Genomic DNA, 21,752 nt, shown 5'->3' on the forward strand with positions numbered 1-21,752 from the left:
CAAGGGCGGGCAGGCGTGCATCGCGTCCTCGCGTCGGACTGGATCGAACAAGAAGAAACCAACGTTGAAAACAGGGAACAGCGCAATGACACGTAAGTTACTCTCCTTGGCCTTGATCGGTACGGCCCTTGCAACAAACAGCGCCTTTGCGGAAGACGTCACGCTGACGATCGAAAGCTGGCGCAACGATGATCTGGCACTCTGGCAGGAAAAGATCATTCCGGCATTCGAAGCGGCCCATCCCGGCATCAAGGTGAATTTCTCACCGTCCGCGCCGACGGAGTACAATGCGGCCTTGAATTCCAAGCTGGACGCCGGCTCTGCGGGCGATCTGATCACCTGCCGTCCATTTGATGCCTCGCTTGCCCTGTTCGATGCGGGCCATCTTGTCGATCTCGACGACATGGAAGCCATGAACAATTTCTCCGATGTCGCCAAGGCTGCCTGGCAGTCCGATGACGGTTCGGCGAGTTTCTGCGTTCCGATGGCCTCCGTGATCCACGGGTTCATCTACAACAAGGATGCGTTCAACGAACTCGGTGTTTCCGTCCCGGCGACGGAAGAGGAATTCTTCGCCGTTCTGGAAAAGTTCAAGGAAGACGGCAACTACATCCCGATGGCGATGGGTACCAATGACCAGTGGGAAGCGGCCACGATGGGCTACAACAACATCGGCCCGAACTACTGGAAGGGAGAGGAGGGGCGCAACGCACTCATCCGCGGCGAGCAGAAGCTGACCGACGAGCAATGGGTCGCACCCTATGCGACGCTCGCCAAGTGGGGTCCTTATCTGGGTGACGGCTATGAAGCCCAGACCTATCCGGACAGCCAGAACCTGTTCACGCTCGGCCGGGCGGCGATCTACCCCGCCGGAAGCTGGGAAATTTCAGGCTTCAACAGCCAGGCCGATTTTGAAATGGGTGCGTTCAAGCCGCCGGTCCGCAATGCGGGCGACACCTGCTACATTTCCGATCACACCGATATCGGCATCGGCATGAACGCGGCGACTGAACATCCTGAAGCCGCGAAAACCTTCCTGGCCTGGGTTGCCTCGCCGGAATTCGCCTCGATTTTCGGCAATGCACTGCCGGGCTTCTTCCCGCTGTCGAAAACGCCGGTTGAACTGGAAGATCCGCTTGCCAAGGAATTCGTCGGCTGGCGTGACGAGTGCGAAAGCACGATCCGCTCGACCTACCAGATCCTGTCGCGCGGCACGCCGAACCTGGAAAACGAGACCTGGGGTGCATCCGTGGCTGCCATCAAGGGCACCGAGACGCCGGAAGCACTTGGCCAGAAACTGCAGGACGGTCTGGCCAGCTGGTACGACAAGCACAAGTAAGCTGCTTCACTGAAAACCAAACCCGGGCGGGGACCTCCTCGTCCGGGAAGCACTGACCGGAGCTTCGAATGAGCAAGCCGCGCTTTCGATGGCATATCGTCGTGTTCCTGGCCCCCGCGGTCCTCGTCTACACGGCCGTCATGATATTCCCGCTTTTCAACACGTTGCGTCTTGCTCTTTACAGCAAGATCGAGCAGGAACGCGTGTTTGTCGGGCTGGAGAATTTCACGACGCTGTTCGGCGATCCCATCTGGGCGGACCAGTTCTGGAACGCGCTCGGCAACAATTTCTGGTTCTTTCTGATCCACATGCTGGTTCAGAACCCGATCGGAATTGCGCTGGCGGCCATGCTCTCGCATCCAAGGCTCCGGTTCGCGGCCTTCTACCGCTCCGCGATCTTCATCCCGACGATCCTGTCCTTCGTGATTGTCGGATTTGCATGGAAGCTGATTCTGTCTCCGATCTGGGGCATCGCGCCGTCGATGCTCGACGCCGTCGGCCTGAAATCGCTCTACGCGCCCTGGCTCGGCAAGGAAGAATATGCGCTGACGACCCTGTCGCTGATCTCGGTCTGGCAGTTCATCGGCATTCCGATGATGCTCATCTACGCCGCGCTGCTGTCCATTCCCGAGGAAATCCTGGAAGCAGGCGAGATTGACGGAATTACCGGAATGTCCGCGTTCTGGAAAATCAAGCTGCCGCTGATCCTGCCCTCCATCGGGATCATTTCGATCCTGACATTCGTCGGCAACTTCAACGCCTTCGACCTGATCTACGCGGCCCAGGGCGCGCTGGCCGGTCCCGATTTCTCCACGGATATCCTCGGCACCTTCCTCTACCGCACGTTCTTCGGCTTCCAGCTGCAACTGGGCGATCCCTACATGGGCTCGGCGATTGCCAGCGCGATGTTCGGGATCATCCTGGTCGGGGTGTGCATCTATCTCTTCGGCATCCAGACCCGGATGCGCAGATACCAGCTGTAGGGGGAGGCGAGCGATGAACAAGGCACGTTCCAATCCGGTCAACACCGCCGCAATGCACGGCGCGCTGATCCTGTACACCCTGATTGCGCTGTTTCCGGTTTTCGTCATCCTGATCAACAGCTTCAAGAACCGGAAAGCGATTTTCCGCGAGCCGCTGAGCCTGCCCAATGCCGACAGCTTCTCCATGATCGGCTACCAGACGGTGATGAAGCAGGGGGACTTTTTCCTCTATTTCCAGAATTCGATGATCGTCACGGTCGTCTCGCTGTTCTTCATTCTGCTTTTCGGCGCCATGGCCGCCTTTGCGCTCAGTGAATACAGGTTTCGCGGCAACATGCTGATGGGTCTTTATCTGGCGCTCGGCATCATGATCCCGATCCGGATCGGTACCGTGGCGATCCTGGAAATGATGGTGGCGACGGGCCTGGTCAACACGCTGACTGCGCTCATTCTGGTCTATACGGCGCAGGGCCTTCCCCTTGCCGTGTTCATATTGTCCGAATTCATGCGCCAGGTTTCCGATGATCTGAAAAATGCCGGCCGGATCGACGGGCTCTCCGAATACACGATCTTCTTCCGCCTGGTTCTGCCGCTGGTGCGCCCGGCCATGGCGACGGTGGCCGTCTTCAACATGATCCCGATCTGGAACGATCTCTGGTTCCCGCTCATTCTGGCGCCGGCCGAGGAAACCAAGACACTGACGCTCGGCAGCCAGGTGTTCATCGGTCAGTTCGTGACCAACTGGAACGCGGTCCTGTCCGCACTCAGCATGGCAATCCTGCCGGTTCTCATTCTCTACGTGATCTTCTCGCGCCAGCTCATTCGCGGCATCACTTCGGGAGCGGTCAAATGATACGTGTCTTGATTGCAGGCCTCGGCAACATGGGGCTCTCGCACGCTTTGGCTCACCACAGGCATGGAGCGTCCGAGATTGTCGCGCTTGTTAACCGATCCGGTGAGGTCGGTCATCCGGAACTCGCCGGCTATCCGGTGTTCAACGACTATGCCGTCGCCCTTGAAAAGACATCTCCCGATCTCGTGGTGATCGCCACCTATTCGGACAGCCACGCGGACTACGCGGTCGCAGCCATGCATGCCGGCGCGCATGTCTTTGTCGAGAAGCCGCTCGCGACAACCGTTGCGGACGCACGAAGAGTGGTTGCCTGCGCCCAGGAAACACAGAAGAAACTCGTGGTCGGCTACATCCTGCGCCATCATCCCTCGTGGGTCCGGCTCATCGAGGAGGCACGCGCGCTTGGCGGTCCCTACGTCTTCCGCATGAACCTCAACCAGCAGAGTTCGGGAGCCGAGTGGGAAACGCACAAGGCCCTGATGGAAACCACGGCGCCGATCGTCGACTGCGGTGTGCACTATGTCGATGTCTGGTGCCAGATCACGGATGCAAAACCCGTCAAGGTCAACGGCATGGGGCTGCGGCTTTCCAATGAAATCGCGCCGGACATGTACAATTACGGCCAGTTTCAGGTGATTTTCGAAGATGGCTCCGTCGGCTGGTACGAGGCCGGTTGGGGCCCGATGATGTCGGAAACAGCCTTTTTCGTGAAGGATGTCGTTTCGCCTGCCGGCTCGGTGTCGATCGTCGAAGGCAACAAGGGCGCCTCGGCGGATGTCGACGGTCACACCAAGGTTGGTGGCCTGCTCGTTCATCGCCCGGAAGGCGACACGAACATCGATCTTCCGGGCGAGCCCGGCCATCAGGAACTTTGCGACGCGGAGCAGGCCTACGTTCTGCGCGCGATAACCGAAAACCTCGATCTTTCCCGGCACATGCAGGACGCTGTGAGTTCACTGGCAATCTGCATCGCCGCAGATGAAAGCGTCCGCACGGGTCACCCCGTTTCATTGAAGGAGCCATCGTCATGACGGCGCTCACGCTCAAGAACGTCAACAAGTCCTTCGGGTCCGTTCATGTCCTCAAGGATGTCAACTTGGACGTCGAGGACGGCGAATTCGTCGTTTTCGTCGGACCGTCGGGATGCGGCAAGTCGACCTTGCTGCGCGTCATCGCCGGCCTGGAGGATGTCACGTCGGGCGACATTCATATCGGCGGCGAACACGTCAACTTCACACCGCCCTCAAAGCGCGGCATTGCGATGGTGTTCCAGAGTTATGCGCTTTACCCGCACCTGAATGTCCGGGGCAACATGTCGCTCGCCCTGAAACAGGAGCGCCAGCCGAAAGACGTGATCGACCAGCGTATCGCGGAAGCGACCCGCATGCTCAATCTGGAGGACTACCTTGACAGGTATCCCTCGGAGCTGTCCGGCGGCCAGCGCCAGCGCGTGGCCATCGGGCGGGCGATCGTGCGGCATCCGAAACTGTTTCTGTTCGACGAGCCGCTCTCAAATCTCGATGCCGCGCTGCGCATGAACACGCGTCTCGAGATCGCCAACCTGCACAGGCAGCTCGAGGCGTCCATGATCTATGTGACCCACGACCAGTCCGAGGCGATGACGCTGGCGGACAAGATCGTTGTGCTGCGCGACGGTTATGTGGAGCAGATCGGCAGTCCGATGGAGCTTTACAACAACCCGGTCAACAAGTTCGTCGCGGGCTTTCTTGGATCGCCTGCCATGAATTTCCTGCCTGCCGGTCTCCTGAGTGAGGGCGATGAACGTACCCTCGGTGTGCGTCCGGAAGACCTGTTTCTCGCCGAAGGCGGCGGACTTCAGGCAACGGTCGAGCATGTCGAACATCTTGGCGGCGACACCAACGTGATTGCGATGGTCAAGGGACACCAGGTCACCGCCCGGCTTTTCGGGCAGCATTCCATCGAGCCGGGCAGAGATCTTGATCTCGGGATCTCCGAAGGCAAGTCCTACTACTTCGACGCAGCGGGAGACCGCTTGAGCGCTTGAGATGCGGGACGTCTCCGGTTGCCAGAGACGATAAGCCGGAAGTCAAGGGCAGCCCGGCCGGGCAGGGCCCATCAGGCTGCGCAACGCAAGGCCGTTCGTTCCGGGGCTTCACGCAGGAGATGGCGCAGTTGCTGTTTGGCTCTCAGGGACCGCGTCTTGACGGTCCCCACCGGGCAGCCGAGCATCTCCGCGATTTCCGCATGGCGGTAGCCCTGGAAGTAGCTGAGCTCGATGACCGCCCGCAACTCTGGCTTCAACCGGTTCAGTGCCTTTAAGACATCGCGCTTTTCGATCGTCCGCGCGGCCAGATCCTGGTTGTCGCTGATCGCACAGGCATCGATATCGACGTCCAGGTGCCGGCGGGCCAGCTTCTGCCGCTTTTTCCGGGCTATCCGATAGGCGATACCGAACATCCAGGTTGAGACTTTCGAGCGCTTCTGAAAGCTTGCGGAGGATCGCCAGATGACGAGGAATGTGTCGTTGGCCACTTCCTCTGCTGCCGCGCGGTCGCCAGTGACCCGGTGCGCGAAGGACGTCAGCTTCACGAAATGCCGTTGATGAATTGCCTTGAACGCACGCTCGTCGCCCTTGGTTACGGCCATCAGAAGCTGGAGATCATCCGGCCGCCTGAAGTGGGCATTGCCATTTTGAGTAGAACCGGTGTGTCCCATCGCAGCTTTCGAACCTCAAGCATGAAACGAGCGTTCGCCGACATGGGAGAGCGCCGGCGTTCACGGTTTCCTGTTGTTAAAGAACTGACGTTCCAGGGTGTTCCGAAGAACCTACGCTTACGATGAGGGAATGTGCCCGCAAACGCTTATGACGCGCGTCACAACCAATGGGCGGTCTGCCGCGCAGGCGCACCTGTCCGACACCGGACCGGTCTCCGCGCCGGAACCGAGGAACGACGAGGTTCTCCCTCAGCATTTAGCCTCCAGACGCTGGGAATACGGGTTCCCGGCCATGCCGCTGACACGGCAAACCGGGACGACAAAACCGGAGGGCAGCCGGTCTGGCGCGGGGGTGACACCTGCCTGCAATCGGCCGAAAAAAAATCCCGCCGGCCTGGGGCCGGCGGGAACCGTGAAAGCTGTTGCTGGTGTTAGCCTCAGGCGAACAGGAAGGCGTCGGTGCTGAAATCCTCAACCGACGCGTTCTCGAAGGTCAGCAGCTTGCCGTTGACATCAAGCTGCACGTCGTCGCCGATCTGCGTGAGCTGGTCGACCAGGTCGGCCGCCGTCAAACCCGCATCGGTCACGAAAAGCAGGCTGTCGACACCGATTTCGAAGTCGGTGATGATCTTGACACCCGTGTCGTCCTGGGTGAACACGAACGTGTCGGCGCCAGCACCGCCGGACAGGATGTCCAGACCGGACCCGCTCTGGATCACGTTGTCCTGATCATCGCCCGCGATGACGTCATTGAAGTTCGTACCAATGACGTTCTCGAAATTGACGGCCGTGGAGCTGTCGCCAAGCGAACCGGTCGCCAGGTCGACGTCGACGCCCTCGGAAGCTCTCGAGAGGTCCAGGGTGTCGATGCCGTCGCCGCCATCGAGATCGAGTTCAATTTCCTCCAGAACGGTGTCGACGATCTGCGCGGTGTCGTCACCGCCGCCGAAGTTGGTTTCAAGTGCTTCCGTGTTGCGGATATCGAGCTGGAACAGGCCGTTGACGGTCTGGTCGTTCACCTCAACCCGCGCGAATTTCACACCCTCAGGGGTCACCGAAAATTCCGCCACGTCCTTGTTCTGAAGATCGTCATTGACGAGATCGGTGTTGAAGTTGACCTGGACGCGGTCATGGTCGGCACCGCCATCCATCAGGTCCGAACCATCGCCATTGTTCCACACAAGCAGGTCGTCACCGTCTTCACCGAAGACGAAGTCGTTGCCCTTGTTGGCGACAAGGATGTCGTTGCCGCCGCCGCCGTAGATGGTGTCGACGCCGCCAAGCCCGGAAATGAAATTGTCCTGGTCGTCGCCCGTGATCTTGTCGTCGAATTCCGTCCCGATGACGTTTTCGAAATTGACCGCCTTGGAATCTTCGACCGTACCTGCATCGAGATCGACTTCGACGCCTTCGGCAGCTCTGGAGAGGTCCAGGGTGTCGATGCCGTCTCCTCCATCCAGGTCGAGCTTGATTTCGTCCAGAACGGTGTCGACGATCTGCGCGGTGTCGTCGCCGCCGCCGAAATTGGTTTCCAGAACCTCGGTCTTGCGAATGTCGAGCTGGAACAGGCCATTGACGTTCTGGTCGTTGAGTTCAACCCGCGCGAACTGGACGCCCTGTGGTGTCACCGAGAACTCGGCGACATCCTTGTTCTGAAGATCGTTGTTGACGAGATCGGTGTTGAAGTTGACCTGGACGCGGTCGTAACCGCTGCCGCCATGCATGAGATCGGACCCGTCGCCATTGTTCCAGACCAGAAGGTCGTCACCGGAACCGCCGAACATGCGGTCATTGCCTTTGTTGCCGACCAGGCGGTCGTAGCCCTTGCCGCCGCGCAACGTGTCTTCACCGTCGCCGCCATTCAGGTTGTCGTTGCCGTGGCCGCCGAAAATCTTGTCATTGCCTTTCCCGCCGAACATCAGGTCGTGGCCGAATCCGCCAAAGATCTTGTCATTGCCGTGGCCACCGAAAAGAAAGTCGTTGCCGAAGCCGCCGAAAATCTTGTCGTTACCGCCATTGCCGAAAATGAAATCAGACGCGAAACCTCCGAAGAGCAGCTCTCCCTTGTCGGAGCCGTTGATGAACTGGGGTTTGAAGAAATTCAGAAAGGAATAAAGGAAGCTCATTGCAGATCTCCTGTTGTATGAAACACACCATCTGCGCCCGCCTCAAACGGCGGCTTAAACTGAAACGGTCAAAATGGATCACGCGCTGGTGTCCCCGCTTGTGCGAGTACCTCTTGGTGTCCCGGGCGCGTGGAAAGGTTCAAAAAAAAATCGCAAGGCGTCGTTTTCCTGAACGAGGCACAAAAAAACCGCCCGGGTTTCCCCGGGCGGTGGTCGTTGAAAAGACTGGCCTGACGGCTTACTCGATCATTGTGAGCAGCTTGTCGAGGCTGGCCTTGGCATCGCCGTAATACATGCGGGTGTTTTCCTTGTAGAACAGCGGGTTTTCGATGCCGGAATAGCCGGTGCCCTGACCGCGTTTGGAAACGAACACCTGCTTGGCTTTCCAGACTTCCAGAACCGGCATGCCGGCGATCGGTGAGTTCGGATCTTCCTGTGCCGCCGGATTGACGATGTCGTTGGACCCGATGACGATCGCAACGTCCGTTTCTGGGAAATCCTCGTTGATCTCGTCCATTTCCAGTACGATGTCGTAAGGCACCTTCGCTTCGGCCAGAAGCACGTTCATGTGGCCCGGCAGGCGGCCGGCAACCGGGTGAATGGCGAAGCGCACGTTCTTGCCCTTGGCACGCAGGCGTTTGGTGAGTTCGCTGACAGACTGCTGCGCCTGGGCAACCGCCATGCCGTAGCCCGGAACGATGATGACATTGTCGGCATCATCGAGAGCTGCCGCGACACCGTCGGCATCGATGGCGATCTGCTCGCCCTCGACTTCCATCGCCGGGCCGGCCGTGTTGCCGAAACCGCCGAGAATGACGGAGATGAACGAGCGGTTCATCGCCTTGCACATGATGTAGGACAGGATCGCACCGGACGAACCGACGAGCGCGCCGACCACGATCAGCAGGTCGTTGCCCAGAGAGAAACCGATGGCCGCCGCCGCCCAGCCTGAATAGCTGTTCAGCATGGAGACAACCACGGGCATGTCCGCGCCGCCGATCCCCATGATCAGGTGGTAGCCGATGAAGAAGGCCAGCAGCGTCATGAGAATGAGCGTCCAGATCCCGGCACCGCTCAGGAACAGGATCAGGAGCACGAAGGACAGGATGGCAGCGCCGGCATTGAGGGCGTGTCCACCCGGCAGTTTTTCCGCCTTGGACGTGATCTTGCCCGCAAGCTTGCCGAAGGCAACGACGGAGCCCGTGAAGGTGACCGCGCCGATGAAGACGCCGAGGAAGACTTCGACCTTCAGGATCGCCTGCTCGGCGCTCGTCTTCTTGGCGAGAAGCGCCGCAAAGCCTTCCAGCGCCTTGCGTTCCTCTTCGCTCATCGCGAGCACGCGGCCAAGCTCGATATAGGCGTTGAAGCCCACGAACACGGCTGCGAGACCGACAAGCGAGTGCATCGCCGCGACCAGCTGGGGCATTTCCGTCATCTGGACGCGCTGGGCGACGAAATACCCGATGACACCGCCGGCGGCGATCAGGAGCAGGGAGAGCAGCCAGAGGCCGGAGCCTGGACCGATGAGCGTGGCGACGACGGCAAGCGCCATGCCCGCGATGCCGTACCAGACGGCGCGTTTTGCGCTTTCCTCACCCGAGAGACCCCCGAGCGAGAGAATGAACAGAACAGCCGCAACCACGTAGACGGCAGTGGTGAAACCGAATTCCATGGGTCGGGCTCCTTAAGACTTCTGGAACATGGCGAGCATGCGCCGTGTGACGAGGAAACCGCCGAAAATATTGATCCCGGCCATGAAGATGGACAGTCCCGCCAGCAGGATGATGAGGAACGACCCCGACCCGACCTGCAGCAGCGCGCCGACGATGATGATCGACGAAATCGCGTTGGTGACCGCCATCAGCGGCGTGTGCAGCGAGTGGCTGACATTCCAGATGACCTGGAAGCCGACGAAAACGGCCAGCACGAACACGATGAAGTGCTGCAGGAAACTCGCAGGCGCGATCAGACCGACAAGCAGCATCAGGATGCCGCCGACCGTGAGCAGGGTGACCTGCTGCTTGGTCTGCGCCTTGAAGGCAGCAGCTTCCGCGGCCCGCTTTTCCTCCGGTGTCAGTTCCTTCGGCTTTTCCTTCGATTTCGCGGCAATTGCCTGAACCTTCGGAGGGGGAGGCGGGAAGGTGATTTCACCCTGATGCGTCACCGTCGCGCCCCGGATGACGTCGTCTTCCATGTCATGGACGAGCTGACCGTCCTTTTCCGGGGTCAGGTCCGTCATCATGTGGCGGATATTCGTCGCGTAGAGGCTGGAGGACTGCGATGCCATCCGCGAGGGGAAGTCCGTGTAACCGATGATCGTGACGCCGTTGTCGGTGACGACCTTCTTGTCCGCCTCTGTGCCTTCCACGTTGCCGCCACGCTCGGCGGCAAGGTCGATGATCACCGAACCCGGCTTCATGGCCTTGACCATGTCCTCGAGCCAGAGCTTCGGCGCGGGGCGGTTCGGAATGAGGGCTGTCGTGATCACGATGTCCATCTCCGGCGCCAGTTCGCGGAACTTGGCAAGCTGGGCCTCGCGGAACTCCGGCGACGACACGCTGGCATAGCCGCCAGTGGCCGCCCCGTCCGTCTGTTCTTCCTCGAAGTCGAGATAGACGAATTCCGCACCCATGGATTCGACCTGTTCGGCGACTTCGGGCCGCACGTCGAAGGCGTAGGTGATCGCACCGAGTGACGTCGACGTGCCGATGGCGGCAAGGCCTGCAACACCGGCGCCGACCACCAGGACCTTGGCGGGCGGGACCTTGCCCGCGGCGGTGATCTGTCCGGTAAAGAAACGCCCGAAGTTGTTGCCGGCCTCTATGACCGCGCGGTAACCGGCGATGTTGGCCATGGACGAAAGCGCATCCATCTTCTGGGCGCGCGAGATGCGCGGCACCATTTCCATCGCGATGACGTTGGCGCCCTTTTCCTTCGCGGCTTCAAGCCCGGCCTCGTTGCCGCCCGGGTTGAAGAACGAGATCAGGGTCTTGCCTTCCGTCAGATACCCCAGCTCCTTGTCTTCCGGCTGGCGCACCTTGGCGACGATGTCGGACTGCTTCCAGAGGCTCGGAGCGGTCTTGACGATTTCGACACCGGCTTCCTTGTAAGCCTCGTCGGAAAAACCGGCTGCTTTGCCGGCACCGCTCTGAACGAGACAGGTGTAGCCGAGCTTCTGCAGCTGCTTCGCTGAGTCCGGGGTCATGGCCACGCGGGCCTCCCCGGGGAAAATTTCCTTGGGTGTGCCGATCTTTAGGGCTTCTGACATATGTCGCTCCAAGATGGTGACCAGGACATGGCCGAGAGTGTGGGATCGTGGGCGAAAGGAAACAGAAGTGTCCCCCGCATGCCCCGATTTTTGTGCGTGGCTGCATATAGAGACGAAAATTATACTTATGACAAGACGTGTTTCCGCGGGAAGGGGCGTGTATTGCGCAGCCAACCTTGGATCAGGTTTTGAACTGTTTTTTTAAGAAAAATGCGGTGGCGGGTATTGTAGTCTTGGCGCCCGCCGCAATTTTCGCTCTGAATACTCGGATTTAGGTGGGAATTAGTAATATTTTCTGAGCGCATTCGCGGCACTGCGATGGCTAATCGTTCGCGCCCATGGTGAAGTGGCAGCGACCTGTCGACGCAGGCCGCTGCCGTTTGGTTATTCCGCCGCCGTCTCTACCGGCTCCTTGGGGTCCAGGTCCGACGCGCTGTGCCGCTCGTGGAATTGCTCGTGCTCTTCGCCCCAGGCCTTGTTGACCCTGCGACCCCGGATGACGGCCGGACGGGCGTCGATCTTTTCGGCCCAGGCTTTGACGTTCTTGTAGTCATCCACGGAGAGGAATTCGGCTGCGTTGTAGAGCCGCCCGAGGACAAGTCCGCCATACCAGGGAAAAATCGCCATGTCGGCGATCGTGTAGTCGTCTCCGGCAATGTAGGGACGAGCGGCCAGCGCCTTGTCGAGAACATCGAGCTGACGCTTCGTTTCCATCGCGAAGCGGTCGATTGGGTATTCAAACTTTTCCGGCGCGTAGGCATAGAAGTGTCCGAAACCGCCGCCGAGATAGGGAGCGGAGCCCATCTGCCAGAAAAGCCAGTTGAGCGTTTCGGTTCTGGCGGCAGGATCCTTCGGCAGGAATGCGCCGAACTTTTCCGCCAGATACATCAGGATCGACCCGGACTCGAACACCCGTGTCGGCGTTTCGGTGCTGTGATCCACCAGAGCCGGGATCTTCGAGTTGGGATTTGCGCCGACGAAACCGCTCGAGAACTGGTTGCCTTCGTTGATGCGGATCAGCCAGGCATTGTATTCGGCCTCCGTGTGGCCGAGCGCCAGTAGCTCCTCCAGCATGATCGTCACCTTGACGCCGTTGGGGGTTGCCAGCGAATAGAGCTGCAGCGGGTGATCGCCGACCGGGAGGTCCTTTTCGTGGGTCGCACCGGAGATCGGCCGATTGATGCTCGCAAATTCACCGCCGTTCGGCTGTTCCCACGTCCAGACTTTGGGCGGGGTATAGGTCGAGGTATCGCTCATTGGAAAGCTCTCCGGAAGATTGAAGGCAGGCTTGGTTACGCGTGCGCCCCGGGATCGGAACCCATCGCAATATTACGATTAGATAGGACGTTGGGAGAAGTTTGCCTAGGCCGAGTTTGCAATAAGGTCGGTTTTTTCATGAAAGACGCATTTGTTCACCCGCGCGTTTGTTGAAAAGCCTTCGCAGCCCCCGTCACTTTGCGCCTAACGTCAAGAATTTAGAAAATTTTTGCTCTCGACCTGACAGTAACGTTAAGGCATCCTCTTCTTCCCGGGGCTTTGAACGACGCAATAAGAACGCGCATCTGTCCCGACCGATCGGCAAGTCACGAGAACCAGACCGGAAGGAAAAGACGGAACCGTAAACCACGAAAACCACAGTTGCGGGTAACCCGTCTTGATAATTGTCGCAATTCAGGGAGGACGACATGAATTTGAGGCCAGATCCGAGTTTTTATCCGACTGCGCAGATGGCGATGGAGGCCCCGGTTGAAAAACTGGCCTTCACGCTGATGCTGAGCCCGGATTTCACACAGCCAGACGGCCTGGCCGTGGTGAATGTCGATCCCGAGAGTTCCGACTACGGCAAGATCGTTCACACGGTCATGATGCCCAACACGGGCGACGAATTTCATCATTTCGGCTGGAATGCCTGTTCGTCGGCATTGTCCCCCCTGACAGGCCACGCGTTTCTCGAACGCCGTTATCTCATCATTCCCGGCATCCGTTCCTCAAGGATCTACGTCATCGACGTCAAGGAGCCGCTCGACGCGAAGATCCACAAGATCATCGAGCCGGAAGAAGTCTTTGCGAAGACGGGATATTCCCGGCCGCACACGATCCATTGCGGTCCGGAGGGGATTTATGTCTCGACGCTGGGCGGCGGCGGCGAGGATGGAACGGACGGACCTCCCGGCATTTTCATCATGGATTGCGAAACCTTCGAGATCCGGGGCCGCTACGAAATGGACCGCGGCATCCAGGACAAGCACTATGATTTCTGGTGGAACCTGCCGCGCGACTACATGGTGTCTTCCGAATGGGGCCTGCCGCCGCAATTCGAAAACGGGCTGGTGCCGGAAGATCTCCTGTCCAACAAGTACGGGCACCGGATCCATTTCTGGGATCTGAGGGCGCGCAAGAACGTACAGACGATTGACCTCGGCGAAAACCACCAGATGGCGCTGGAGATCCGGCCGGCGCATGACCCTGCCAAGCAGTACGGCTTCTGTGGCGTTGTCGTCGACACGACCAATCTGCAGGGCTCAATCTTCACCTGGTGGCGCAATGACGACGGCACCTTTGAAGCGAAGAAGACGGTCACGATCGACCCGCAGCCCGCCGATCCCGATGACTTGCCGGACATGCTGAAGGGCTTTTCCGCGGTGCCGCCCCTCGTCACGGACATTGACCTCAGCCTCGACGACAAGTTTCTCTATGTCGCCTGCTGGGGCACGGGCGAAATGCATCAGTACGATGTCTCCGATCCGATGAATCCCAAGCTTGCCGGCAAGGTGGAAATCGGCGGGATCGTGAAGAAGACCAAACATCCAAACGGAAAGGACTTCGGCTACGGTCCCCAGATGGTCGAGATCAGCCGGGACGGCAAGCGGGTCTACTGGACCAACTCCCTCTATTCCACCTGGGATGACCAGTTCTATCCCGGTGACCGGGGCGCCGCGATGGTCATGGCGAACGCGGGTCCCAACGGCGGCCTGACGCTGGCCGAGAACTTCTGGGTCGAATTCCCTCAAGGCTACCGGTCACACCAGATCAGGCTGGAAGGCGGCGACTGTTCGACGGACAGTTTCTGCTACCCGTCGGTCTAGAAATTGGAAGGAATGAGCATGACGGCCCTCTGGCTGGCCGTCATCGGCTCTGGCCTCTATCACGGGCTCAATCCCGGCATGGGGTGGCCGCTGGCCGTCTCGGCGGCGCTGATGGAACGGCGCGCGCAGGCCTTGCCGCGCGCGCTGCTGTCACTGGCCGCAGGTCACTTGCTGGCCATGTTGGCGATTCTGCTGCCGTTTTCCGCCATGATCACGCTGGTCAGCCTTGAGAACGAGATAAGGATCTTTGCCGCCTGCCTCGTGATCGGTCTGGGGCTCTATCTCCTGATCACCAACAGGCACCCGCGCTTTCTGGCGCGGGTATCGCCGGCAAAACTGGGGCTCTGGTCTTTTCTCGTTGCAATCGCGCACGGGGCGGGGCTGATGCTCGTGCCCATCTATCTCGGGATCTGCTCGGTGCAGAACGAGGGACATCAGGCTGCCGGCACGCTGATGGGGGCCGACGTGCGCATGGCGCTTCTTGTCTCGGTGGTGCATACGCTCGCCATGGCGACCGCCGGCGGCCTGATCGCCTTTGGCGTCTATTCCTGGCTCGGACTGAAATTCCTGCAAAAAGCCTGGTTCAACCTGGACCGGGTGTGGGCCATCAGTCTCATCCTTGTCGGCATCTTCGCGCTCGCGCTTCCGCACACCTGAACGGTAGGGGTGCAGCGCGCCGGCGACGCGGACGCGGTGAGAGCCGTGATTGCCGCGCTCAGTTCAGCAATTCATCTTCAAACGGAAACAGGGAAAGGAGGCCGATCCCGGTCTCCGTGATCAGCACCTGCTGTTCCAGCTTTACGCCTTCCTTGCCGCCGTCCGCGCCGATGAAGCTTTCCACGCACAGGGTCATGCCCGGTTCCAGCACGCCGTCATAGCCCGCATCCGGGAAGTCGCCGTGATGGTAGAGGTAGGGATATTCCCCGGTCATGCCGACACCGTGCGCGGACAGGTAATACCGGTTCTTGTAGAACTTGTCCGGAATGTTCCAGGCCTTGTCCGCGTAGTCCCGGAAGGTCATGCCCGGGTGGAGAATATCCATGTTGTGGTGCACCTGTTCGAAGGCGACCTTGTAGAGTTCCCTCTGCGCCGCGCTGGGCCTGTCCGGCCCGGCGTGAAACGTGCGCGAGAAGTCGGCATAGTAGCCGTGGCACCCGACGACATCCGTGTCGAGCGCGATCAGATCGTTGGCGTTGATGACGCTTGCGGAGGCCTCCTGGAACCAGGGGTTCGTGCGTGCACCGGCATTGAGCAGCCGCGTTTCGACATAGTCTCCATTCTGCGCAATGATCGATTGATGCAGCACGGACCAGAGTTCCGCTTCCGTCTGTCCCGGCCGGATGGCCTCCCGCAAACGCGCCACGCCCGTTTCCGTTGCGCGCAGCGAGGCAATCACGCAGTTCATTTCCTCGGGCGACTTGAGCGCGCGCGCCATCTCGACGGGCTGCTGTGCATCGACTACGGTCAACCCGGCCTCCTGAAGCGCGAATTTCGAGCCGGCGTTCAGGCGTTCCACGCCGACGGTCGCCTTTCGCTCACCGGTGAGCTCCCGGATCAGGGCGGCCATTTCCAGGCCCCATTCCTGTTCACGCTCGGCGATGTGCGGGCCGGCGGCGACGAAGCTCGCGGTTCTGGCAGGCCGCACTTCGTCAACGGTTTCAAAGCCGTGTGCCAGATGCTCGCATCCGGTGAACTCGAACAGGATCGACCGGTTCTGGGTCATCACCAGGTAGCGTGACGGCGTGTTGCGCATGGAAAAGACCTGCATGTTCCGAGTGCCGGTCGCGTAGCGGATATTAACCGGATCGGACAGGATCACCGCATCGACCCCATGGGCAAGCATCTGCGCGCGCACGCGGCCCTGCCGGTAGGTTCGCACCGCGACATGGTCGATGCCGTCATCTGACGGGCTTCGGTCCAATTGCGCCAGTCCGTCGAGGTCGCTGCGCTCAGCGTGCCAATCCAGTTCGGCCATTGCCGCTGTCTCCTTTTCTTACGAAAAGGAATATCAATTCGGAACAACTTCAATAAAACCATGGAAATTCTCTGCAGATTGGATAACTTTTCGGAATGCAAAACTATCGCAAGTCCTTGCCGCCGCTGGATACGATCGTGTTTTTCGAAGCGGCCATGCGGCATCTGAATTTCACCGAGGCCGCTGACGAGCTCTATGTGACGCAGGCCGCCGTCAGCAAACGCATCAAGCAGCTGGAACTTTGGCTCGGCGTCGATCTGTTCGTGCGCAGCGGCCGCAAGCTGGTTCCGACGGAGGCCGGAGCGTATCTCGCGGAAAAGACGGGCATGACGCTGGATTACCTGGATTGGGCCTTCCGGACCATAAAGGTGCCTGCGCAGCCCGTGGTCCAGATTGCCTCCGTCACGGCGCTGGCGACGTTCTGGCTCCAGGCAAAACTGCGTGACTTCGCCTTGTCCGACGAGGCTTGTCCGTTCAATCTGAGCACCGCCGACGAACTGGGCGACCTGCTCAGACCGGAAAACGATCTCGTCATCCTGCATGGTGAGGAGAGGCTGCCGGGCTGGAACCTGGAACTGTTGTTCGAAGAGGAAATCGTTCCGGTCGGGACTCCCGCCGTTGTCAAGAATGCAAGCGCTCAGGAACCCGCGTCGAGACCGCCGCTCCTGAATTTTGCGCGCATGGCGCCGAACTGGACGGACTGGCCGGTCTGGATCCAAAGAACCGGATGGACGGAATTCGAGCAAAACGATCGCGTCGATTGCGCCAGCTACAACCAGACAATCGGCCGGGCGCTCAGGGGAGACGGTCTGGCCCTCGGAGCGCTGCCGCTGCTGGCGGACGAAATCGCGTCAGGTGCGCTGGTGGCAATGCATGACCGCAAGATGATCACGGGGAAGGGGTACTATATCGCCTGGCCTCAGACACGCCCGCTCGGTGAGGAAGCCGTCAGGCTGAAGGCGGTGCTGTCCCGCATGACGTGACCCGCCCGGCGTCAAGTGTGTGCGAGGCCGGTTAGATGCGCTATCCTGGGCTCAGGAGTCCGAAGAGCGTATGCCGTATCCTTTCAGGATCTTGTCATGGGCGCCGTCGCGGACCATGGAATCGAACGCTTCCTGCAGAACATCAATCACGTCGCCTGAGGTCTGGTGATGGAGCGCGAGATAGAGCTCGCCGCGATTGAGGTCGTAGACGGTCTCATATTCGCTGAGATCGGCACCCATCTGCTGCAGGCCCCAGCGTGTCACTTCGGTTTCATAGGAAATGGCGTCCACGCGGCCGGCAATGAGCTTCCGGAAATTCTGTTCGTTTGACAGGACGGGTTCGATGCGATCGTCCGGAACACCCTGGGCGCGCAGGAGCAATTGCCCCACATCGTCCTTGACGACGCCGATACGGATCTTGGCAAGATCATGCACAGTTTCGATTTTCAGGTTGCGGTCCTTGCGTGCCGTCAGGCCGACCACCGTCGAAACGAATGGGCCGACCCACCGGAACAGGCTTTCGCGGTCCTGGGTCCGCGTGGTTGAAAAGAGCGCATGTCCCGGTCTCTGCAGGGTGAGATTGTAGCCCCGTGCCCAGGGAAGAAGCGCGATGTCCTTCCGGGTGTGACCCGACATCGTCCGCTTGAAGATCTCTTCCATGATCTCGACGCTGATCCCGCGCAGGGCCGTTCCGTCATGGTAGTTGAAGGGCGGATACTCCTCCGTCATGACCTTGAGGGACACAAGCTCGCTGTCCGCGCTGGCGGAACCGGCGACGGGCATGGTGGTGACGGCGGTGAGGCCGGCGACAACGGATCTTCTCGTCAATTTTCGCATTGCTTGATCCTCGATTGCTCGGGTCCGTCAGTCAGTCCTATCCGGTGTTTCGCAGTTTCTCGTCCGGCAACAGCGGCTTTTCAGAGCGTCCGGTATCGTGCTCCGAAAGGTGCGCTGCAAGCGGTTCGGCTTTACCGAACAGGAAGCCCTGACCGGTTTCAACGCCCAGCTCGACAAGGCGGTTGCACTGGGCCTCGGTCTCGATGCCTTCGGCGATGACTTTCAGCTTGAGCTTTTGCGACAACCCGACAACCGCCTCGATCAATGCGGCAGTCTTGTTGGTGCGCTCGATGCCTGACCGTTCGTCCAGCCCTTTGATGAACGACCTGTCGATCTTGACCGTGTCGACCGGGAAGCGATGCATGTAGCTGAGAGACGAGAAGCCTGTCCCGAAATCATCCAGCGCGAAGGTGCAGCCCAGTTTCCGGATGTCTTCAATGAGCCCGTCCAGCCCCATGCTGTTCTGCATGAGGGTCGTTTCGGTGATCTCGAGAACCAGCCGGCCCGGATCGACGCGATGCGCCGTCAGCTTTTCCCTGAGATTGTTTGCCAGGTCCGGCAGAAACTGCGCGGCGGAAAAGTTCAGGGCGACATAGGCGGTGTTGCAGTTCTGGCTGGCCTGCATGCGTTCAAGCGCATCGAGACCCAGCTCCAGAACCAGATCGCCGATCTCCAGGATACCTCCGGTCTGTTCGGCAGCGCGGATGTACTCAAGGGGAGGCAGCACGCCCTTTTGCGGGTGGACCAGGCGCAGCAGCCCTTCATAGCCGATCGGCGTTCTGCTCTTCAGATCGACGATCGGCTGGAAATGCAGCTGGAACCAGTCATTCTCCAGGGCCTCGGAGATGACTTCCTTGACCTCGAGCTGCTGACTGGCCTCCTTGCCGAACTGTTCGTTGAAGACGCAAAAGCCGTTTCGCCCGCTGTTCTTTTGCCGGTACATCGCGACATCGGACGCCTTGAGGAGTTCTTCCGCGCTTTTCGCGTTGTCGGGATAGAACGAGATCCCGACGCTGGCGGAAATCTGCAGCGTCCGGCCGCCCAGATCGATGGGACGGTTCAAGGTGCGATTGATCCTGGTGGCAAGTTCGACGGCCCGTTTCTTGCTCGATTCGCACGACAGCATGATCGCGAATTCGTCGCCGCCGAACCTGCCGAAACAATCGTCGTCCTCCAGCAGTTCCGCGATTTCACGGGTCACCGACTGCAAAACGCGGTCGCCGGCGAAGTGCCCAAGATTGTCGTTGACCCACTTGAAGCGGTCGAGATCGAAGAAGAGGACCGCGATATCGTCAGAGCCGTCCGAACTTTCTATCGCCGCATTCAGGCGGTCCGCAAACCCTTCCCGGTTTACCAGTCCCGTGAGGTAGTCGGTTCGCGCCTGCCGCAGGATTTCCGCCTCGGCGGCCTTCAGCTTGCTGATGTCGGTCATGACAGACGGGGAGCTGCCACCATGCGCACTATCGTCGAAATCCTTGGTTTCCGTGATCAGCACATCGAGACAGCTGCCATCCGCCTTCTGGAAGACCGACGTCAGTTCCAGCGTCTCGTTCTTGCCGTCCGAGAGCATGCTCCGGTTATTCAGGTAGTCGCATTTGAAGTCGTCATGGATGAACTCACAGAACTTGCGGCCGATGACGTTCTTGCGGCTGTAGCCCGTCGCGTGCAGCCAGTAGTCCGAAACGTTGCGAATGTTGTCGTCGCTGTCGATGGAATACAGCATCACGGGCGTGTTGTTGTAGAGAAACGTCAATCGTTTGTTGGCCCTGATCAGCTGCGTCTCGTCCTGGTCCAGTCTCTCCTGCATTTCATTGAAGGCGCTGGTGACGCGGCCGAGTTCGTCCGAGGAGTTCCAGTCAACCTTCCGGCGGGTGCCCGAGCGTTGCGTGGCTTCGATCGCATCGTTCAGGCGCAGCAACGGCCGCGTGATCATGAAACGGTTGGCAATCAGCGCGGCGACGAGCACCGATATGGTCGACACGACAAACAGGATCGCCGATTTGACGACTTCCCGGACCGCTGCATTGCTGATGTGGCTGGACATGAAGCGGATGCGCAAGGTGCCGACGCTATGCTCGACCCCGTCCACCCTGTGCGTGATTTCCTTTGAAAACAGGGCATTTTCCCTGCTGAGCGCGGTGTCGGTGCTGCCGTCCTTGGAGATCAGCGCCAGAGACTTGTCGTTGTCGTCGAGGATCTCGATGCTGAATATGTCGCGATCATTCGCGATCGCGCCGGCCCATTTTCTCAGGTTGTCATAGTCAAAGTCCCACAGCGCCTTGCTCAGGGCCTTGCTGTTGGCATCAAGCAGAACCCGTTTCTTCGCGATCATTTCGCGCTCGACCGAGTTTTTTGTCATGACAAAAAACGTAATCAGCAGCGGTCCGTTTACGGCAATCAATGCCGCGAACATGATCGCGAGAAACTTCCTCTGCGTAGATTTCCTGATAAGCCCAAGCATGCAGCAAATTTACCCCGGTTGCGGTAAACAAACCTCTTCCTTTCTGGTTGAGGAAGGTTGCTTTGCTTAATTTTTGGTAGCTTCTGCTATTCGAATTCTGTGTTCGAAGTGCTGAACATATAGTGATTCGCGCTCTGAATCTCGAAGGTGTGAGTGTTGTGGAGTAGTGCGCCAAATCGGGTCGTATTGCGCGCGAGCTGAAAAACTACAAACCGTCGTGCATTGGTCCTTTCCTTGCACTGTTTGTAAGGAAACGGTTGCAAGACGCTAGGTTATTCCGAAGCGAGAGCATTGTACTAGTACTCTTGAAAGAGTCGTAATTTGCATTGAGCGAAAATCAAACGCCGTTGGTAACATTGAAAAAATTTTGCGAATTTACGGTAGTTTTGACGATGAATCTTGCAAGCAAACCATGATCGGACGCTGCTAATTTTTATTGCGCAGAGCTTGAAAAACACTGCGCTGCGAGCATAACGCCGAGCACATTCGGCTAATACAACCTTAAAGAGAGCTCGAGTGTTGAGCGCTTTTGAGGGAGGTTCCTATGTCGGATGCAGAGAGACTGAATTGGATTGTAGAACTGAACGAACGCACACTGAACGATCTTTACCGGGATCTGGAGGACCACGTTATTGATCCTCAGAAACTGGCTATCATTCTTCACCACCACCTTGCGCATATTCCTTCGACAAGCGACGATGACTTCATCCTTATGTCGCGTGATGAGTGGAAGTATTGGTTTCGTGTAGCTCAACACATGGAACGGTCAGATCGTCTTAATTTCGCTAGCACGGCGAACCTGGTCGGCAAGCTGATGAGAGACGACGAGTTTCCCCATGCGCCGCGCCGCTAGCTCGACAGAGCCCACACAATCGACCAACTCATTGCGTAGATCACCGTCGGCCCGATCGTTGCCGTCAGTAGGATTGTCCAGAGCGAATAAGCTGCTCCCCGCTGAAAGCAGATGATATAGAAGCCCGGCCGATGGAAATAGTCGGCAATCAACCAGCCAACTCCGAGGGTCGGGATTGTCCAGAGCGGCCATCCTGCAGCACCGGCATATGCGCAAGCGCCAAATATCAACCAGAATAACACCGCCGCTCGCCTTTCTACCGTGTCCGTTCACCGTGTTCACTTTCGCGTA

17 protein-coding genes are annotated in these 21,752 nt (G+C 59.1%); 9 read left to right on the plus strand and 8 right to left on the minus strand.

Going from position 1 to position 21,752, the window contains the following annotated elements:
- The first annotated feature begins 85 nt into the window (after positions 1-85).
- The 5 genes from ACO07N_RS18085 (at position 86) to ACO07N_RS18105 (ending at position 5,201) form a co-directional block, all read left to right on the plus strand.
- Complete coding sequence (locus ACO07N_RS18085; protein WP_421982360.1) at positions 86-1,339, plus strand: ABC transporter substrate-binding protein; 1,254 nt, start codon at positions 86-88, stop codon at positions 1,337-1,339.
- Between the two features lie 68 nt (positions 1,340-1,407).
- The gene (locus ACO07N_RS18090) at positions 1,408-2,322 is read left to right on the plus strand and encodes a carbohydrate ABC transporter permease (protein ID WP_421982361.1); all 915 of its coding nucleotides are present in this window, start codon (positions 1,408-1,410) and stop codon (positions 2,320-2,322) included.
- Positions 2,323-2,335: 13 nt separating this feature from the next.
- The gene (locus ACO07N_RS18095; protein ID WP_421982362.1) at positions 2,336-3,175 is read left to right on the plus strand and encodes a carbohydrate ABC transporter permease; all 840 of its coding nucleotides are present in this window, start codon (positions 2,336-2,338) and stop codon (positions 3,173-3,175) included.
- On the plus strand, positions 3,172-4,206 hold the full coding sequence (locus tag ACO07N_RS18100) for a Gfo/Idh/MocA family protein (protein WP_421982363.1): 1,035 nt from the start codon (positions 3,172-3,174) through the stop codon (positions 4,204-4,206). Before ACO07N_RS18095 ends, ACO07N_RS18100 begins: the two co-directional genes overlap by 4 nt.
- Entirely contained in the window at positions 4,203-5,201 is a 999-nt protein-coding gene (locus ACO07N_RS18105) for an ABC transporter ATP-binding protein (RefSeq protein ID WP_421982364.1), read from the plus strand. The genes ACO07N_RS18100 and ACO07N_RS18105 overlap by 4 nt, the downstream gene beginning before the upstream one ends.
- 71 nt (positions 5,202-5,272) lie before the next feature.
- On the opposite strand, the gene ACO07N_RS18110 is transcribed toward ACO07N_RS18105, so the two are convergent.
- The 5 genes from ACO07N_RS18110 to yghU form a co-directional block, all read right to left on the minus strand.
- On the minus strand, positions 5,273-5,803 hold the full coding sequence (locus ACO07N_RS18110) for an RNA polymerase sigma factor (protein WP_421982365.1): 531 nt from the start codon (positions 5,801-5,803) through the stop codon (positions 5,273-5,275).
- Between the two features lie 506 nt (positions 5,804-6,309).
- A complete protein-coding gene (locus tag ACO07N_RS18115; protein WP_421982366.1) occupies positions 6,310-7,998 on the minus strand; it encodes a calcium-binding protein in 1,689 nt (562 codons plus the stop codon).
- Between the two features lie 238 nt (positions 7,999-8,236).
- Complete coding sequence (locus tag ACO07N_RS18120; protein ID WP_421982367.1) at positions 8,237-9,670, minus strand: NAD(P)(+) transhydrogenase (Re/Si-specific) subunit beta; 1,434 nt, start codon at positions 9,668-9,670, stop codon at positions 8,237-8,239.
- A gap of 12 nt (positions 9,671-9,682) precedes the next feature.
- Positions 9,683-11,266, minus strand: coding sequence for a Re/Si-specific NAD(P)(+) transhydrogenase subunit alpha (locus ACO07N_RS18125; RefSeq protein WP_421982368.1), 1,584 nt, complete (start codon positions 11,264-11,266; stop codon positions 9,683-9,685).
- Between the two features lie 384 nt (positions 11,267-11,650).
- Positions 11,651-12,523, minus strand: a complete 873-nt coding sequence (yghU, locus tag ACO07N_RS18130) for a glutathione-dependent disulfide-bond oxidoreductase (protein ID WP_421982369.1) — start codon at positions 12,521-12,523, stop codon at positions 11,651-11,653.
- Between the two features lie 428 nt (positions 12,524-12,951).
- Here yghU and ACO07N_RS18135 point away from each other — a divergent pair, with 428 nt between their 5' ends.
- The gene (locus tag ACO07N_RS18135; protein ID WP_421982370.1) at positions 12,952-14,352 is read left to right on the plus strand and encodes a selenium-binding protein SBP56-related protein; all 1,401 of its coding nucleotides are present in this window, start codon (positions 12,952-12,954) and stop codon (positions 14,350-14,352) included.
- Between the two features lie 18 nt (positions 14,353-14,370).
- Positions 14,371-15,009 (plus strand): hypothetical protein, encoded by a 639-nt coding sequence (locus ACO07N_RS18140; protein WP_421982371.1) that lies wholly within the window; start codon positions 14,371-14,373, stop codon positions 15,007-15,009.
- Positions 15,010-15,067: 58 nt separating this feature from the next.
- On the opposite strand, the gene ACO07N_RS18145 is transcribed toward ACO07N_RS18140, so the two are convergent.
- The gene (locus ACO07N_RS18145) at positions 15,068-16,327 is read right to left on the minus strand and encodes a M24 family metallopeptidase (protein WP_421982372.1); all 1,260 of its coding nucleotides are present in this window, start codon (positions 16,325-16,327) and stop codon (positions 15,068-15,070) included.
- A 95-nt stretch (positions 16,328-16,422) separates the two neighbouring features.
- Between ACO07N_RS18145 and ACO07N_RS18150 the strand changes: the two genes are divergently transcribed.
- Positions 16,423-17,310, plus strand: coding sequence for a LysR family transcriptional regulator (locus ACO07N_RS18150; protein WP_421982373.1), 888 nt, complete (start codon positions 16,423-16,425; stop codon positions 17,308-17,310).
- A 51-nt stretch (positions 17,311-17,361) separates the two neighbouring features.
- On the opposite strand, the gene ACO07N_RS18155 is transcribed toward ACO07N_RS18150, so the two are convergent.
- A complete protein-coding gene (locus ACO07N_RS18155) occupies positions 17,362-18,147 on the minus strand; it encodes a substrate-binding periplasmic protein (protein WP_421982374.1) in 786 nt (261 codons plus the stop codon).
- Between the two features lie 37 nt (positions 18,148-18,184).
- Positions 18,185-20,506 (minus strand): putative bifunctional diguanylate cyclase/phosphodiesterase, encoded by a 2,322-nt coding sequence (locus ACO07N_RS18160; protein WP_421982375.1) that lies wholly within the window; start codon positions 20,504-20,506, stop codon positions 18,185-18,187.
- Positions 20,507-21,152: 646 nt separating this feature from the next.
- Here ACO07N_RS18160 and ACO07N_RS18165 point away from each other — a divergent pair.
- A complete protein-coding gene (locus ACO07N_RS18165; RefSeq protein WP_421982376.1) occupies positions 21,153-21,461 on the plus strand; it encodes a hypothetical protein in 309 nt (102 codons plus the stop codon).
- Positions 21,462-21,752 lie beyond the last annotated feature (291 nt).

The organism is Roseibium sp. (assembly GCF_965229775.1).
Classification (GTDB): domain Bacteria; phylum Pseudomonadota; class Alphaproteobacteria; order Rhizobiales; family Stappiaceae; genus Roseibium.

What these genes read in the sequence shown, in the direction of transcription:
- ACO07N_RS18085 (WP_421982360.1), top strand. Translation starts at nt 86, where the DNA reads ATGACACGTAAGTTACTCTCCTTGGCCTTGATCGGTACGGCCCTTGCA.
- ACO07N_RS18090 (WP_421982361.1), top strand. Translation starts at nt 1,408, where the DNA reads ATGAGCAAGCCGCGCTTTCGATGGCATATCGTCGTGTTCCTGGCCCCC.
- ACO07N_RS18095 (WP_421982362.1), top strand. Translation starts at nt 2,336, where the DNA reads ATGAACAAGGCACGTTCCAATCCGGTCAACACCGCCGCAATGCACGGC.
- ACO07N_RS18100 (WP_421982363.1), top strand. Translation starts at nt 3,172, where the DNA reads ATGATACGTGTCTTGATTGCAGGCCTCGGCAACATGGGGCTCTCGCAC.
- ACO07N_RS18105 (WP_421982364.1), top strand. Translation starts at nt 4,203, where the DNA reads ATGACGGCGCTCACGCTCAAGAACGTCAACAAGTCCTTCGGGTCCGTT.
- ACO07N_RS18110 (WP_421982365.1), bottom strand. Translation starts at nt 5,803, where the DNA reads ATGGCCGTAACCAAGGGCGACGAGCGTGCGTTCAAGGCAATTCATCAA.
- ACO07N_RS18115 (WP_421982366.1), bottom strand. Translation starts at nt 7,998, where the DNA reads ATGAGCTTCCTTTATTCCTTTCTGAATTTCTTCAAACCCCAGTTCATC.
- ACO07N_RS18120 (WP_421982367.1), bottom strand. Translation starts at nt 9,670, where the DNA reads ATGGAATTCGGTTTCACCACTGCCGTCTACGTGGTTGCGGCTGTTCTG.
- ACO07N_RS18125 (WP_421982368.1), bottom strand. Translation starts at nt 11,266, where the DNA reads ATGTCAGAAGCCCTAAAGATCGGCACACCCAAGGAAATTTTCCCCGGG.
- yghU (WP_421982369.1), bottom strand. Translation starts at nt 12,523, where the DNA reads ATGAGCGATACCTCGACCTATACCCCGCCCAAAGTCTGGACGTGGGAA.
- ACO07N_RS18135 (WP_421982370.1), top strand. Translation starts at nt 12,952, where the DNA reads ATGAATTTGAGGCCAGATCCGAGTTTTTATCCGACTGCGCAGATGGCG.
- ACO07N_RS18140 (WP_421982371.1), top strand. Translation starts at nt 14,371, where the DNA reads ATGACGGCCCTCTGGCTGGCCGTCATCGGCTCTGGCCTCTATCACGGG.
- ACO07N_RS18145 (WP_421982372.1), bottom strand. Translation starts at nt 16,327, where the DNA reads ATGGCCGAACTGGATTGGCACGCTGAGCGCAGCGACCTCGACGGACTG.
- ACO07N_RS18150 (WP_421982373.1), top strand. Translation starts at nt 16,423, where the DNA reads ATGCAAAACTATCGCAAGTCCTTGCCGCCGCTGGATACGATCGTGTTT.
- ACO07N_RS18155 (WP_421982374.1), bottom strand. Translation starts at nt 18,147, where the DNA reads ATGCGAAAATTGACGAGAAGATCCGTTGTCGCCGGCCTCACCGCCGTC.
- ACO07N_RS18160 (WP_421982375.1), bottom strand. Translation starts at nt 20,506, where the DNA reads ATGACAAAAAACTCGGTCGAGCGCGAAATGATCGCGAAGAAACGGGTT.
- ACO07N_RS18165 (WP_421982376.1), top strand. Translation starts at nt 21,153, where the DNA reads ATGTCGGATGCAGAGAGACTGAATTGGATTGTAGAACTGAACGAACGC.